14 protein-coding genes are annotated in these 14,861 nt (G+C 30.0%); 11 read left to right on the top strand and 3 right to left on the bottom strand.

Annotation, left to right across the window (positions count from 1 at the left end; genetic code table 11):
- Positions 1-74 precede the first annotated feature (74 nt).
- Positions 75-461 carry a hypothetical protein gene (locus ETU08_RS09220; RefSeq protein ID WP_146262739.1) on the top strand — a complete coding sequence of 129 codons (387 nt, stop codon included), beginning with the start codon at positions 75-77 and terminating at the stop codon, positions 459-461.
- 3 nt (positions 462-464) lie between these two features.
- On the opposite strand, the gene ETU08_RS09215 is transcribed toward ETU08_RS09220, so the two are convergent.
- Positions 465-1,589: a GNAT family N-acetyltransferase gene (locus ETU08_RS09215; RefSeq protein ID WP_146262738.1), complete on the bottom strand. Its 1,125-nt coding sequence runs from the start codon at positions 1,587-1,589 to the stop codon at positions 465-467.
- Positions 1,590-1,715: 126 nt separating this feature from the next.
- Here ETU08_RS09215 and ETU08_RS09210 point away from each other — a divergent pair, with 126 nt between their 5' ends.
- From ETU08_RS09210 to ETU08_RS09190, 5 genes are all read left to right on the top strand, one after another.
- Positions 1,716-2,417, top strand: coding sequence for a zinc metallopeptidase (locus ETU08_RS09210; protein WP_146262737.1), 702 nt, complete (start codon positions 1,716-1,718; stop codon positions 2,415-2,417).
- 12 nt (positions 2,418-2,429) lie between these two features.
- Positions 2,430-3,488 carry a 3-dehydroquinate synthase gene (gene aroB / locus ETU08_RS09205; protein ID WP_146262736.1) on the top strand — a complete coding sequence of 353 codons (1,059 nt, stop codon included), beginning with the start codon at positions 2,430-2,432 and terminating at the stop codon, positions 3,486-3,488.
- Between the two features lie 208 nt (positions 3,489-3,696).
- Positions 3,697-4,524 carry a serine O-acetyltransferase EpsC gene (epsC, locus tag ETU08_RS09200; protein ID WP_146262735.1) on the top strand — a complete coding sequence of 276 codons (828 nt, stop codon included), beginning with the start codon at positions 3,697-3,699 and terminating at the stop codon, positions 4,522-4,524.
- A 39-nt stretch (positions 4,525-4,563) separates the two neighbouring features.
- The gene (gene cysK / locus ETU08_RS09195) at positions 4,564-5,472 is read left to right on the top strand and encodes a cysteine synthase A (RefSeq protein WP_146262734.1); all 909 of its coding nucleotides are present in this window, start codon (positions 4,564-4,566) and stop codon (positions 5,470-5,472) included.
- Positions 5,473-5,559: 87 nt separating this feature from the next.
- Positions 5,560-6,465: a hypothetical protein gene (locus ETU08_RS09190; protein ID WP_146262733.1), complete on the top strand. Its 906-nt coding sequence runs from the start codon at positions 5,560-5,562 to the stop codon at positions 6,463-6,465.
- Between the two features lie 15 nt (positions 6,466-6,480).
- Here the strand turns inward: ETU08_RS09190 and dnaJ are convergent, their stop codons facing one another.
- Both dnaJ and ETU08_RS09180 read right to left on the bottom strand, forming a co-directional pair.
- Positions 6,481-7,605: a molecular chaperone DnaJ gene (gene dnaJ / locus ETU08_RS09185; protein ID WP_146262732.1), complete on the bottom strand. Its 1,125-nt coding sequence runs from the start codon at positions 7,603-7,605 to the stop codon at positions 6,481-6,483.
- Between the two features lie 40 nt (positions 7,606-7,645).
- Entirely contained in the window at positions 7,646-8,200 is a 555-nt protein-coding gene (locus tag ETU08_RS09180) for a nucleotide exchange factor GrpE (RefSeq protein ID WP_146262731.1), read from the bottom strand.
- A 186-nt stretch (positions 8,201-8,386) separates the two neighbouring features.
- Here ETU08_RS09180 and ETU08_RS09175 point away from each other — a divergent pair, with 186 nt between their 5' ends.
- The 5 genes from ETU08_RS09175 to ETU08_RS09155 form a co-directional block, all read left to right on the top strand.
- A complete protein-coding gene (locus ETU08_RS09175) occupies positions 8,387-9,367 on the top strand; it encodes a long-chain-fatty-acid--protein ligase (RefSeq protein ID WP_146262730.1) in 981 nt (326 codons plus the stop codon).
- Entirely contained in the window at positions 9,346-10,008 is a 663-nt protein-coding gene (locus ETU08_RS09170) for a YdcF family protein (protein ID WP_146262729.1), read from the top strand. Before ETU08_RS09175 ends, ETU08_RS09170 begins: the two co-directional genes overlap by 22 nt.
- A 41-nt stretch (positions 10,009-10,049) precedes the next feature.
- Entirely contained in the window at positions 10,050-12,755 is a 2,706-nt protein-coding gene (locus ETU08_RS09165; RefSeq protein WP_146262728.1) for a PD-(D/E)XK nuclease family protein, read from the top strand.
- A 261-nt stretch (positions 12,756-13,016) separates the two neighbouring features.
- Complete coding sequence (locus ETU08_RS12055) at positions 13,017-13,187, top strand: hypothetical protein (protein ID WP_260391083.1); 171 nt, start codon at positions 13,017-13,019, stop codon at positions 13,185-13,187.
- Positions 13,188-14,499: 1,312 nt separating this feature from the next.
- Positions 14,500-14,861 (top strand): hypothetical protein (locus ETU08_RS09155; protein WP_146262727.1); only part of this gene is annotated, 362 nt, incomplete at its 3' end.

Here is a 14,861-nt window from a genome sequence, read left to right as displayed (position 1 = left end):
CTAATTATCGAAAATATTTAATACATCTAATGAAAATAAATTTTAGCTTATATATATTTATATTTTTTATTTCAATGGTTAAATCACAGCATATAATTTATAAAAATTCAGAACATTTCAACAATAAAATAGGAAATAGAAACTTACACGACTCGGAAACTAAAATCTCTTATTCTAAAGATAAAATGTCTTTAACCACAGATAGTTTAAGTTTGAATGAATTAAATACAAAAGTAAACAACCCCAACGGAACGATAAACCTAGATACTAGCCGGACTATAAATGTAGATAATAACAACGATACTAACTATAGCAATAACATTGGTAAAAGCAGAGATCGATCTAGGGATTTAAGAAGAGATCTAAAAAGAGATAAAAATAGAGAAAGAAACAAAGACAGACAAACCGTTATAAATAAATATAAAGGATATAAAATTAAATTAAAAATTAAAAACAGTTAGTAATTATATTTCCTTAAAATAAGTTTTTCTTCTTTTATGATTAATAGGATTAAAATCCTTCCAAAGAAGCTGAATACTTTTATTATCTTCCAATTCAGGATTGGTTTCTAAATATTTAATACCCTTAGAAGTAAACAGTTCATAAAACTCCTTTAATACAATAGAAGTTATCCCTTTTTTTTGAAAACTTGGATGAATACCAATTAAATAAAAATTAACCCATTCATTAGAGCGACTGGCTTGAAATAGGTAATACCATCCCAACGGGAAAAGTTTACCTTTCGCTTTTTGTAAAGCTTTTGAATAAGAAGGCATAGTTATAGCAAACCCTACTAAATCATTATTTTCATCAGCAATACAAATGACATAATCCTTATTTATAAAAGGCAAATATTTTTTTTTATAGTATTGAATTTGTTTTTCTGAAAAAGGCACGTAAGTAGGCAGAACCTTATAAGTATCATCCAACAATTTAAAAATCTGATCCCCATAAGCAATCAATTCTTTTTTGGATTTAAATTGAAGAGCTTTTAAATTATATTTTTCTTTTAGAAGTTTGGAAAAACGTATCACTTTATCAGGCAAATGATCTACCACTTCAATATAAAATTCCACCCATTCATTTGCCTTACTAAAACCTAGCTTTTCAAAATGTTTATGATAATAGGGAAAGTTATATATCCCTATCATAGTAGCCAATTTGTCATAACCTTTGCTTAAAAATCCTGCTTTATCTAAATTTGTAAAACCTACTGGACCTTCAATTCTTTTAAAATTATTTTTTTGAGCTAGTTCATAAGCCTTATCTATTAATGCCTTAGTTACAGAAATATCATCAATTGCATCAAACCAACCAAATCTTATTTTTTTAATCCCTAAATCTTCAACCTCTTTACGATTGATAATAATCGCTATTCTACCTACGATTACATCGTTTTTATAAGCCAAATATTTTTCACAAATTGAAAATTGAAATACAGGATTTTTATCTTCATTAAAAACTTCCATTTCTTCAGAAATTAAAGCCGGTACATAATAAGGATTATCCTTATATAATTCATTGGGATAAAGAATGAATTTTTTTAAATCTATTTTTGTAGTAACTTTTTTAATTTCAATTTGACTCATGAATTATTATCAAAGATTATTATTAAGCTTATTTGTCATTTAACTTAATAAGGCATAATTTTAGCAAAGATAATGAGTTAATGCGAATATTAAAATATAATACAAACATTTAAAAATTAAAATATTATGGTATACGATCCTATTTATTTGATGATTACCGGTGCTATATTTATCATTAGCATGATCGTTCAAAACCGATTAAAGTCAAAATTTACCAAATATTCAAAAACTACTCTTTCCAATGGAATGAGTGGAAAAGAGATTGCTGAAAAAATGCTTCGCGATCATGGAATTATGGATGTTCAAGTAATCTCAACTCCTGGTATGCTTACCGATCATTACAATCCAGCCAACAAAACAGTAAATTTATCTGAAGGCGTATATAATCAGAGATCAACCGCTGCTGCTGCTGTAGCTGCACACGAATGCGGACATGCGGTACAACATGCCGTAGGCTACTCTATGTTGCAGTTACGTTCCAAACTAGTACCGATTGTAAGCATTAGTTCAAATCTAGTTCAGTGGGTATTAATGGCTGGATTGGCTCTTATGGCTTTCTCTAATAATACCACAGTCTTGGCTATTGGTATTGTAATGTTTGCTATTACCACTATTTTTGCCTTTGTAACTTTACCGGTAGAATACGACGCTAGTAATAGAGCCCTTGCATGGCTAGAAGGTAATCATATTGTACAATCTAACGAATACGAAGAATGTAAAGATGCATTAAAATGGGCAGCCAGAACTTATTTAGTAGCTGCTTTAGGTTCTTTAGCACAACTTATGTATTTTGTAATGATTTTATTAGGAAATAGAAGAAGCAACTAATTTATTTTAACCATGAGCTTAATTAATCCCATATATTATAAAAAGGAAGGAGTAAATCAAATCAATTCATTTATAAAGAAATACCATCCTTCTAAGATTGTATTTTTGGTGGATGAAAATACACACCAATATTGCTTACCAAAGGTAATCCCTGAAATTGAAGATAATTCTGAAATTGAAATCATTGAGATTGAATCTGGAGAGATCAATAAGAATCTGAATACCTGCAAGAATTTATGGGAAGCACTCACCGATCTAAAAATAGATCGTAAAGGTTTAATAATAAACTTAGGAGGAGGAGTCCTTACCGATATGGGGGGCTTCGTCGCACACTGTTATAAAAGAGGTATTAAATTCATAAATATACCTACAACTCTACTGGCAATGGTTGATGCTTCTATTGGAGGGAAAACAGGAGTGGATTTAGGCAGCCATAAAAACCAAGTTGGAATATTTGTTCTTCCAGAACTTGTCTATATTCAACCCTCCTTTATCTCTACACTTTCTCACGAACAAAAGTTAAGCGGATTTGCCGAAATTATTAAACATGGATTAATTGCCGATCAAGAATACTGGAATAAAGTAAGTTCTTATAAAGTAATTCCTTTCAACGACTTTGAAGAAATTGAAGAATTAATTCATACCAGTATAGAAATAAAAAAGAAAGTAGTTAGTGAAGACTTTTCTGAAAGTGGAATTAGAAAAATTCTAAATTTTGGACACACCATAGGTCATGCAGTTGAAAGTTTTTTTCTTGAAAAAGAAACTCCAATTTTACACGGTGAAGGAGTTGCCTTGGGTATGATTGTAGAAAGCTATATTTCAGTAAAGAAAGGTTTACTTCAAGAATCTGATTATTTAAGTATAAAAGAATTTTTAAGCGTTTTTTATCCAAAAATTTCACTACATAAAGAATATTTAGGTGAAATTCTTACCTTTATGTACAATGATAAAAAAAATAGTAATAAGGAAATTAAATTTGTTCTATTAGAAAAAATAGGAAAAGCCATTTTTGATGTTAGTGTTGAAGAAGATCTGATTAAAGAAGCCTTACTAAAATATATAAATTAAATATCTTTAAAATTATATAAAAGGAGACAAATAATTTTATACTTGTCTCCTTTTTTTATAGAAATAATCTTTTATTAAAAATATAACAATTTAAATAAATACATCTACTCTAATTTTTATATATTTGTTAATACCTATAGGTTTAGTAGGAAATAATATTAATAAATAAAAATAAAGTAATTTAGATTTTATTATCTAAATTCAAACTATGAATAAAAAAATTGATAATTATATTGATTTAATAAGTTCTCATCCTATTTGTTTATCCATAAATAAGAAGGATTTGGAAACTGCTGTTGACTTATTTTTTTCTCAAATGTATCCTATATGTGAAAAAACTGAAAATTTGGATACTAAAAGAATTCAAATAACTACCATCTATAAAATACTATCAGACAATATTTCTAAGTTATTGAATTCTAAAAGTAAGGCAGATGAAATTATAGATCAATTTTTTCAAAAATTGCCTGAGATACAAGACTTATTATACAAAGACGCTCAAGCTTTTTTGGATCACGATCCCGCGGCAGAATCTTTAGAAGAAGTAGTCATTACCTATCCAGGATTTTATGCTTTAACCATACACAGGATCGCCCATGAATTTTATAAATTAAACGTACCCATTATTCCTCGCTTGTTCTCTGAATACGCACATTCTAAAGTAGGTGTTGATATTCATCCCGGTGCACAAATTGGTGAAAGATTTTTCCTTGACCATGGCACTGGTACTGTTATTGGAGAAACTACGTCCATTGGTAATAATGTAAAAATCTATCAAGGAGTTACCTTAGGAGCATTATATGTAACCAAAAATCTTACTAAAACTAAAAGGCACCCTACCGTTGAAGACAATGTAGTGATTTATGCTGGAGCAACTATCTTAGGAGGAGAAACTACTATTGGACATGATTCTACCATTGGGGGAAATGTTTGGATAACAAATAGCATTCAACCCTATACATTGGTTTACTACTCTTCACAAATGAAACTTAAAACTATAAAAGAGTTTAAAGAGCCTATTAATTATGTAATTTAATAATCTAAACTAATAAAATTAAACTTAAAATAAATAAATATGAAAGTAAATAGCATATTAGACGTGATTGGAAATACTCCACACGTCCGTCTAAAAAATTTATTTCCCAACCATGAAGTATATATAAAATTAGAAAAGCAAAATCCAGGTGGAAGCATTAAAGATCGTATAGCCTTAGCCATGATTGAGGATGCAGAACAAAAAGGTCATTTAAAATCTGGAGGTACTATTATTGAACCCACTTCTGGTAACACCGGGGTAGGATTGTCTTATGTAGGTAAAGTAAAAGGCTACAAAGTTATTATTGTTATGCCGGAATCTATGTCTGTAGAAAGAAGAAGATTAATGGTTGCTTACGGAGCAGAGCTTGTTCTAACTCCTAGAGAAAAAGGAATGAAAGGAGCCATCGAAAAAGCCGATGAGTTACAAAAAGAGACTCCTAACTCTATAGTATTGCAACAATTTAAAAATCAAGCCAATCCTGAAATTCACGCTACAAAAACTGCTCAAGAAATTGTTGCAGACTTTCCGGGGGGTATTGATGCATTAATTACAGGTGTTGGTACCGGTGGACATATTACAGGAGTAGGTAAGGTATTAAAAGAAAAATTCCCTTCTACAAAAGTTTTTGCTGTTGAGCCTACAGACTCTCCTGTGATTTCAGGAGGATCTCCCGGTCCGCATGCCATACAAGGAATTGGAGCAGGTTTTATTCCAGATACTTTAAATGTAGATGTATTAGACGGAAGCATTCAAATTTCTAAAGATGAAGCATTTGAATATGCTAAAAAGCTTGCCAATACAGAAGGTATTCTGGGAGGTATATCAACGGGAGCATCAATTGCAGCTGTAGCCAAAAAAATACAAGAACTACCAGAGGGATCTACCGTTCTTACCTTTAATTATGATACGGGTGAACGATATTTTTCTGTGGAAGGTTTGTTTTAACTTTCTTAGAATAAAAGTTGTTAAGTATGAGGTAAATGATAAGTTTACCTCATCTTTTTTTAGTGTATATTAGTTAAAAATTTATTCATGAAATTATACTCAACAATTTTATTCATAGTATTTTGTACCACTTACCTGAATAGCCAAATAACCACAGATACATTAGATCTTTCTGAGATAGCCATTCGTATTACGTTGCCCAATCAAATAAATGAAACATCTGGAGTTGCTTATTACAAGAATGCACTTTATACATTTAATGACAGTGGAGGAAATGCCGAAATTTATAAATTAGACATAAATGATGGAAAAATACTCCAAACTATAAAAATCCGAGAGGCAACAAATGTGGATTGGGAAGAAATAACTCTTAAAGATGATACTCTTTATATTGGAGACTTTGGAAATAATTTAGGAAATCGAAGGGATTTAACTATTTATTCTATAAAACTACCTTATGATTCTATCTCTAAAAATTTAGAGGTTCCTCTCATCAATAAATTTTATTTTACTTTTGAAGATCAAAAAGATTTTGAGAACCAGGGTTATCAAAAGACCAATTTTGATTGTGAAGCTTTTGTTTATGACCAAGGAAAACTTCATTTATTCACTAAACAATGGGGAAATAATCAAACCACACATTACCTTTTAAACATTCCAAAGAAAAACGGTAGTACAGCAATTGCCAAAAAAATGGAAAGTTTTAATACCGAATGTGTTATAACAGGAGCCAGTCTATATAAAAATGAGTTGTTTTTTATTGGTTATACACCGAATGGCTTGGCATACTTGTGGAAATTTAAGGATTTTAAGAACGGTTATTTTTTTAATGGAAAAGCTAAAAAAATACTTTTGGGTTTAACGGCAGAACTAAGTCAAACCGAAGGAATTGAAGTGCATGAAAACAATGTTTATATAACTGGTGAGGAAATGAACTATTCTCTTTTTCAAACCCCTCCTACTCTTTATATACTTAATAAATCTGAATTATAAAAGAAATGTTCTCTATTAAGAGAACATTTCTTTTATTTTTTCAAAAAAAGTTTTATCATTTTTTGTAGGCTTAGGATGGAATTGCTCATTATTTAACATAGACTCAAAAAATTCTTTTTGTTCTTTGTTTAACTTACTTGGGTTTGGGGTCCAAACATTGACATGGATAAATAAATCTCCATGACCATAACCTTGCATTTGTGGTAATCCCTTACCTTTCAATCTTAAAATTTTACCGGACTGAGTTCCAGGCTCTACGGATATTTTAACTTTACCTGTAACCGTTGGTATTTCTTTTTTTGTACCCAATACCGCTTCTGGTACTGAAACGTATAATTCATAGTGTAGGTTATCTCCTTCACGTTTTAATTCCTCGTCTTCAATTTCGTCAATAACAACAATTAAATCTCCGGGAACTCCTCCAAATGGAGCATCATTTCCTTTATTTCTTACTTGCAATTGAATTCCTTCTCTAACGCCCGCCGGTATTTTTATAGATACCTCTTCTTCAACTTTTATTAAACCTTGGTTGTTAGCTCCAGGAGGAATATGATCGGCTACTTTACCCGTACCTCCACAGGTACTACAAACTGTTTGAGTTTGCATTTGACCAAAAGGCGTATTCATCACCCTACGAGATTGACCGGAACCCTGACAAGTTGGACAATTTTTAGAAGTTGCTCCTTCTGCTAATTTCAGTCTTTTAACTTTAACCGTCTTTTCAACACCATTTACAATCTCGCTTAAACTTAAAGACAATCGAATTCTTAAATTGGAACCTTGAGCTTGTTTAGGACGTGATGAAAAACCACCAAAACCTCCACCTCCGAAGGCTCCACCAAAAATATCTCCGAAATGAGAGAAAATATCTTCCATGTTCATTCCGCCACCATCGAAACCGCCACCTGCAGCTCCTCCCACTCCCGCATGGCCAAACTGATCGTAACGGGCTCTTTTTTGCGGATCACTAAGAACCTCATAGGCCTCGGCTGCTTCCTTAAATTTTTCTTCTGCTTCCTTATCTCCCGGATTTTTATCTGGATGATATTTTATTGCTTTTTTTCTATATGCTTTCTTAAGCTCAACTTCTGTAACCGTTTTGGTAACTTCTAAAACTTCGTAATAATCTCTTTTAGACATAACTTCTTATAATAATACAAATGCTTCTCTTAGGATATAATTATTTACCAGTTACTACTTTAGCATATCTTATAACCTTTTCATGCAACTGATAGCCTTTTTGTACTACATCAATGATTTTTCCTTTCAAACTTTCATCCGGAGCAGGGACTTGCGTTATTGCTTCATGAAAATCCAAATCAAAATCATCCCCAGGATTAACCTCAATTAATTGCAAGCCATTATCTTTTAAATTATTATATAATTTATTGTAAATAAGCTTAACCCCTTCTAAAACTGCCGAAGAATTTGGATCTTTTTCTAACTCTTCCATAGCCCTATCAAAATCATCCAATACTGGTAACAAGGATTCTAAAATATCTTTGTTTGAATAGCGAAGCAAATCCTGTCTTTCTTTGGTCACACGTTTTTTGTAATTATCAAATTCGGCAAATAAACGTATATATCTGTCTTTTTCCTCTTTTAATTTATCTTCTAAATTAGGTTGATCTTTACAATTTTCTGACATATTTTCAGGATTTTCAACAGATTCATTCGTCATTGCATCATTTCCCTCTAGTTCTTCATCAAAACTATTTTTAGTATGGTCTGTCATAACTTAATTCACTTTAAAAAATTTATCTTCATAACCATCAATTTTATTGCCACTTTAATTATACTGCCAAATCGACCTTATTATTAGATTTATTGGTTGTATTGGCAAAAGATTATTAATTATTTAACAAGTGTTTAAAATAATCTACAAAATGTTCTTCATTACTTTGTATTGGATTTAAAAACTATGATTAAAGACTTAAATATTTTTGATATTAAATCGGAGGATGAATTTAATCATTTATCCCTTAAAGTATTTAACTACCAATACTTAAGTGTACCTATCTACAAAAAATTTGTGGATTTATTGTCTATAAATCCTAACGAAATTTCTAACTACAAAGATATTCCTTTTCTTCCCATAGAATTTTTTAAAACACATTCTGTTCTAGATAAAAACTATAACTATAAGTTTTACTTTCAAAGTAGTGGAACTACCTCTACCCATTTATCCAAACATTTCATTGTCAATGAACAAATTTATGAGCAAAGCATATTAAAATCTTTTACTACTTTTTTTGGAAATCCTGCTGAATATATTTTTTTAGGACTTCTTCCCTCCTATTTAGAAAGAGAAAATTCATCACTGATTTACATGGTAAATTATTTAATGAAACTCTCTAACCATAAGGAAAATAATTTCTATCTGCATAACTTTAGTGAGCTTGACCAAATAATAAAGAAAACGGAACAAGAAAATAAAAAAGTTATTTTATTTGGTGTTTCTTATGCTCTTTTAGATTTTGTTGAAGCTTTTCCACAAAAACTTGAACATACTATGGTAATAGAAACGGGAGGTATGAAAGGAAGAAAGGAAGAAATTACAAAAGAGGAATTGCTAAATGAATTGAAGAATTCTTTTCAAACCCATAAAATTTATTCTGAATACAGCATGACAGAATTACTCTCACAAGCCTACTCCTTAGGTCAAAATATTTATGAATGTCCTTCTTGGATGAGAATTTTAATTCGAGATATTGAAGATCCTTTTTGTTATAAAAACCATGAAAAAACTGGAGCTATAAATATTATTGACTTAGCAAACATACATAGTTGTTCATTTATATCTACACAAGATTTAGGTAAAACATATAGTAATAATTCTTTCGAAGTTCTTGGAAGAATTGACAATTCAGATATTAGAGGATGCAGTTTACTGGTAATTTAAATCATCACTTAGAAAAATCAAATTTAAAAACTCTTCCCCAAGTTTTTAAAAAATTAATTAAAGTAGGAACCCGTTATATACTTTTCCCAGCATTGCTAGTTATAATCTGGTTCCTTTTTCATAACTTCTTTATAATAAAAGAAGGCATAAATAATGGTACTTCTCCTGCTGAGGTAGGAGTTATTTTCGGATCTAAAAATCAAGAGAATGGAAGCCTATCTGCTTCCTTACTGGAACGTTTAAATATTGGCTTGAACCTTTACAGAAAAAAACAGATTGAAAAAATTATAGTTACCGGAGGTATGGCAAATAAAGGACTTTGCGAAGCAGATCTTATGCGTAAATACTTGTCAGACCATGGGGTACCTCTCAAAGATATTATTACGGATGATAAAGCGCTGAACACTCAAGAAAATGTAGAAAATTCCTTAGAAATTATTAAAAAACATAAATTTAAAAGTGTTGCGATAGTTTCTGAATACTACCACATTGCAAGGATTAAACTGATGTTTAATAAACACAATTACGATTTTAACAATATTGAAACCGTAAGTTCATACGGTAATCCCTTGAAAAAATATCATTTAGACGTATATCTAAGAGAATTTTTAGCCTATTATTACTATTTATTGTTTAAATAATAGCGAATTCGTTTACCTTTGGATAATCTCCAATTAGTAGTATGGCAAATTCGTTTATAGAAAAAATCATTCAACAATTATTAGATTCCTACAAAGATTTATCAAGCATCCATTTGGTACTTCCGGGTAAAAGACCGATCATTTTCTTTAAGAAATTTTTAATTGATCATGGTTACCAAGGCTTTCTACCTACATTTTATACTATTGAAGATTTTATAGAAAAGTATTCCAAATTAACCCGAATAGAAAATATACCCCTTTGGTTAGAAGCCTATAAGATCCAGAAAAATTATATAAATCCAGAAGAAAAATTGGATGATTTTTTAAAATGGATTCCCACTCTTTTAAAAGATTTTAACGATATAGAACTTTTTTCTGAAAATCCTATCCGAGTATTGGAGCATTTGGCTTCCATTGAAAGAATGGAAAATTGGGCAGAAAAACTAGATTCTAAAAATGAAGAAAAATTATACCATAAGAATCTAAAATTTTGGGAAAACAATTTAATTCTTTACCAAGAGCTAAAGAAAAGTTTATTCAACCAAGGTTTAGGAACCTCAGGAATGTTACTTTCAACTGTTGTTGATAACCTGGAAAGGCTATCTATCAAGCCTGAAGATATTTTTGTTTTTGCCGGATTTAATGCACTAACCCCGAAAGAAGAAAAACTTATAAAATATTTTATATCCCATTCTACTACCCTATTATTCTGGGATACAGATGAGTATTATATGAACCAAAGCACTCAGGAAGCTGGTTTTTTCTTACGTAAAAACATTCTTTGGAACTATTACGCGAATCGGGAATTTTTATGGAAAGAAAATCAATTTTCTAAGAAAAAAAATATACAAGTGATTGGTACTTCCCAAGAAGTTGCTCAAGCCAAATACACCCACAATATACTGGAAAACATCCCTCAACATGAATGGGAACATACAGCCCTCGTACTATGCGACGAAACCCTGCTGCCTTCGGTAATTGAAAGCCTACCGCAAGAGATACAAAAAGTAAACATCACCATGGGGTATTCATTAAAAAATTCTTTGGTAGCCTCTTTTTTTAAACAGATTTTTGGCTTGCATATATTTAGAGAAAAAAACAAAACCCAAGGTTTTTATTATAAAGATGTTTTGGCTATTCTACAACATCCATTGCTAGAATACAACCAAGAAATTGCAGATTTCTGTAAAGAAATTCAAGAGAATAATTTAGTATTCATCTCAGATTCTTTGCTTTATAAAAAATTAAATACTTGGAACTTACTATTTGTTTTTAAAGAATACAAAGACCCTTTACAATTGGTGAAAATAATGAGCGATTATTGCTATCAAAAATTTTGGAATTACAACGAAGACGAAGGCATATTAAAAGAGAATTTTTTGAAATTTAAAAATATTTTTTCTCTTTTATATACCCAACTTTCCGAACAATCATTGGTAGATACCTTTAGTTTATTGCAAAGCTTATACCAGCACATTTTAAACAATGAAAAAATTGATTTTATAGGAGAACCTTTACAAGGCTTACAAATTATGGGAGTTTTAGAAACCCGTCTGTTAGGGTTTAAAAACCTAATTATGCTAGGGGTAAATGAAGGAATAATTCCTGAGGGAAAAAAGGATAACTCTTTTATTCCTTTTGATGTTAAGAAAAACTATAACATCCATACTTTTTTAGAAAATGATGCCATTTATGCCTATCATTTTTATCGGTTGTTGCAACATGCCGAACAAATTTATTTACTATACAACAATTTTACCGAAGGGCTTTATTCCGGGGAAAAGAGCCGATTTATCAGCCAATTGGAGTTTGAATCTCCACATCAAATACAAGAAATCACCGTTTCCTACTCTGGAAGCGTACAACAACAACCCGAGTTTAAAATTGATAAAACCCCTGCTTTAGTTAAAACCATTCAGCAATGGCTAAAAAAACCCATTTCTCCTACGCATTTAACCAGCTACCACTATAACCCTATCAATTTCTATCTACAAAAATTGGTACAACTGGAAGAAAATACAGAAGTAGAAGAGGAAATTTCTCCTCTAAATTATGGAAACTTAATCCATCATACGTTAGAAGCTTTATACACTCCCCTAAAGGGTCAATATTTAACAGAAGATGCCTTAAAAAATTGCTTATCTGACTATAAAGTACATTTGCAAGAATATATAAAAAAAGAGCTAAACCCAGATTTATTTGAACGTGGACAAAACTACTTGCAAAAGTTGTTGGCTGAAAAAACCTTAGAAAAAATTATTTTAAGAGACTTAACCGACATTCAGCAAGGAAATTCTATTTATCTACAAGACATTGAAAAATCCATAAGTTCCAAAACTAATTTAGAAAACTTAGGAAAAATTCAACTGAAAGGTTTTGTAGACCGGTGGGATGTTTTTAATGGACAAGACCGAATTATTGATTACAAAACCTCTACCGTTGGTTCTTTGGCTTTTAATTCAGATAAGAGAGACAAAATACAGGAAAACACAAACTTTAAATTCTTCATACAATTGGTTTTTTACGCTTATATGATTTTGAATGAAAAAACAACGAATTCAGTACAAATAGGCATCTGGAGTTTTAAAAAACCTTTTAGAGGGTTAGAAGTTTTAAGCTATGACAAGCAAACCCTAATCACCTCCCCCATGGCTATAGATCTTTTTAAAGAAGTAGAAACTATTATACAGGAAATAGCCAATCCCCATATTCCTTTTATTGAAAAAACTTATGTTAAGTTTAGATAACTTATCGTAAGGATTTTAATAATTAATGAATCATTTACTCTTAATTCTGTGTTTAGATAAATATTAAAAAACATATTTAGTACTTTTAGAAAAAATAAATTTGTATTTTATTTAAATCCCTATGAGCTTAGAGATAAAAACTGAAAATAATAAAATTTTTGCTCCTTTATTGAATAAATGTTTAGTAAATAAACCGGAAAAAAAGTAAGACAAGAGTATTTATGCCGTTTAATAAATAATTATAAGTTTACTTTGGCGCAAATGCAACAAGAAGTAGAGGTAAATAACTCTCAAAGAGTACAAGGACAAGTCATGGCTGATATTGTTATATGGAAAAATGAAAAAAAAGATAAATTAGAAAATATAAACTCCGTTATTGTTCTAGAGTGTAAAGAAGAGCATATCACCATACAAGAAGAAGATTACTTTTAAGGATATAATTATGCTTCTTGGGTTAGTGCTGATTTTTTTACTACCAATCTCAAAGAAACCCGTATTTTTAAAGTAGTAAAAGGAAAAATTCCTAAAAAGTTAGAAGAAATTATTGATATTTCCTAAGGCAGAAATTATCAATAACAAAAAAGTGTAAAAACTTCTAAATTAAACCAAAGCATTTATCCAAGATGAATTTTCTAAACTACTCTTTAAATTTCATAATATTATCCGGAATAACGATAAACTATCTCCAGAAGTTGCTTTCGACGAAATAAGTAAATTTTTTTTATTAAAATACGCTATGAAAGAGATAATTCGGGAACCCAAATTTTTTCTTTAGAAGAATTTAAAAAAGATAAAGAAAGTTACGACCGTTATATGGCAGAAGAAGGCAGAGATTTCTACCAAGTATTGTTTGAAAAAATCAAAAAAGATTTTAAGGATAACAAAAAGCATAATTAAGCTAACATTCTCCGTCAATTTTTTTGATTACATTTCAGGCTTTTTTTATTACTTCCCTCTATACATTAAGTATAATACCCCTTACTTGAAAAATTCTAAGAATTTTTCTTTCATGTAGCAAAAATAAAAAAAAGAGCCTTAGAAACAAGGCTCTCTCCTTATAAGGCAATAAAGAGCGATTGGCATAGTAGTATTTATGCGTTTAATTTATGAAATTACATGTCCTTACAAGTTTCTAATATTTTTGACATTTAAAGAGTGAAAAACCTTACTTGATGTTTCTTATCTTTTATTTATAAAAACCTAATTATATATTTTCATTTTCAATTCTTTAAATTTTTTATTGACTCCTGCAATTATAATCTCTTTCGCCAATAGGTACTCATTTCTTCTTACCTCTATGTGATTTGCTTCCACTAAATTTAATTGTATAATTAATATTATATACAATTATCTGTCTACTTTAAGCTACATTCTTAATTAACACTTTCTCCGATAGGCTTTTTTAACTTTAACATCATTCTATAGGTATTTATCTATGGTGTAAGATTCAAACCCCATACAGATTAAAACTTTTATAAACATTATTAAGTTTTAATCAATTTATATTATTAACTATAAAATTATTAAAATATTATTTATTTGTCAACAAAATTATATTTTATCTCCATTTACTTAAAATTATTTTTTAATTCTGAATTTATGAATCATTAGAATTTTATTAGAAAAAATTAAAATACATTAAAATTAAACCATTTGTTTTAATTTTTTTATTACTTGTTAAAAAAAAGGAAGAGTTTTTTCCTAAAAAATTATTTTTTCTATTATTCATATTTACATATGATCGATGGATAGAATAATATATATATCAAGTATAAAAAAACGGGTTTCTCCTATTGTATTAGTGGGTAATGGTACTGATGTAAGCGACATGGAAAGCTTAAAGAGAAGAGCCAAAAGTAAACTAAATAAAGGTATGTATCGGGCTTTTTCTTTGATTTTAAACAGGTATAAGAAGAGGTATCAAAGAGGAAAAGCGATTCAACTGATAGGGATTAAGTCTTTGGAATGTAATTTTAATCCTCAGAGAAAAACTTACAATCCCCATTTTCATATTATAACCGCCAATCATAAAATAGCAGACCACGACAGCTTTACCATCACCTGTTATTCCGATGCGATAGATGGAGCAAAAGCCTACCCCCTAGA

This window comes from Apibacter muscae, assembly GCF_007845635.1.
GTDB lineage: Bacteria > Bacteroidota > Bacteroidia > Flavobacteriales > Weeksellaceae > Apibacter > Apibacter muscae.
This window is presented reverse-complemented; position numbering and strand designations above follow the sequence as displayed.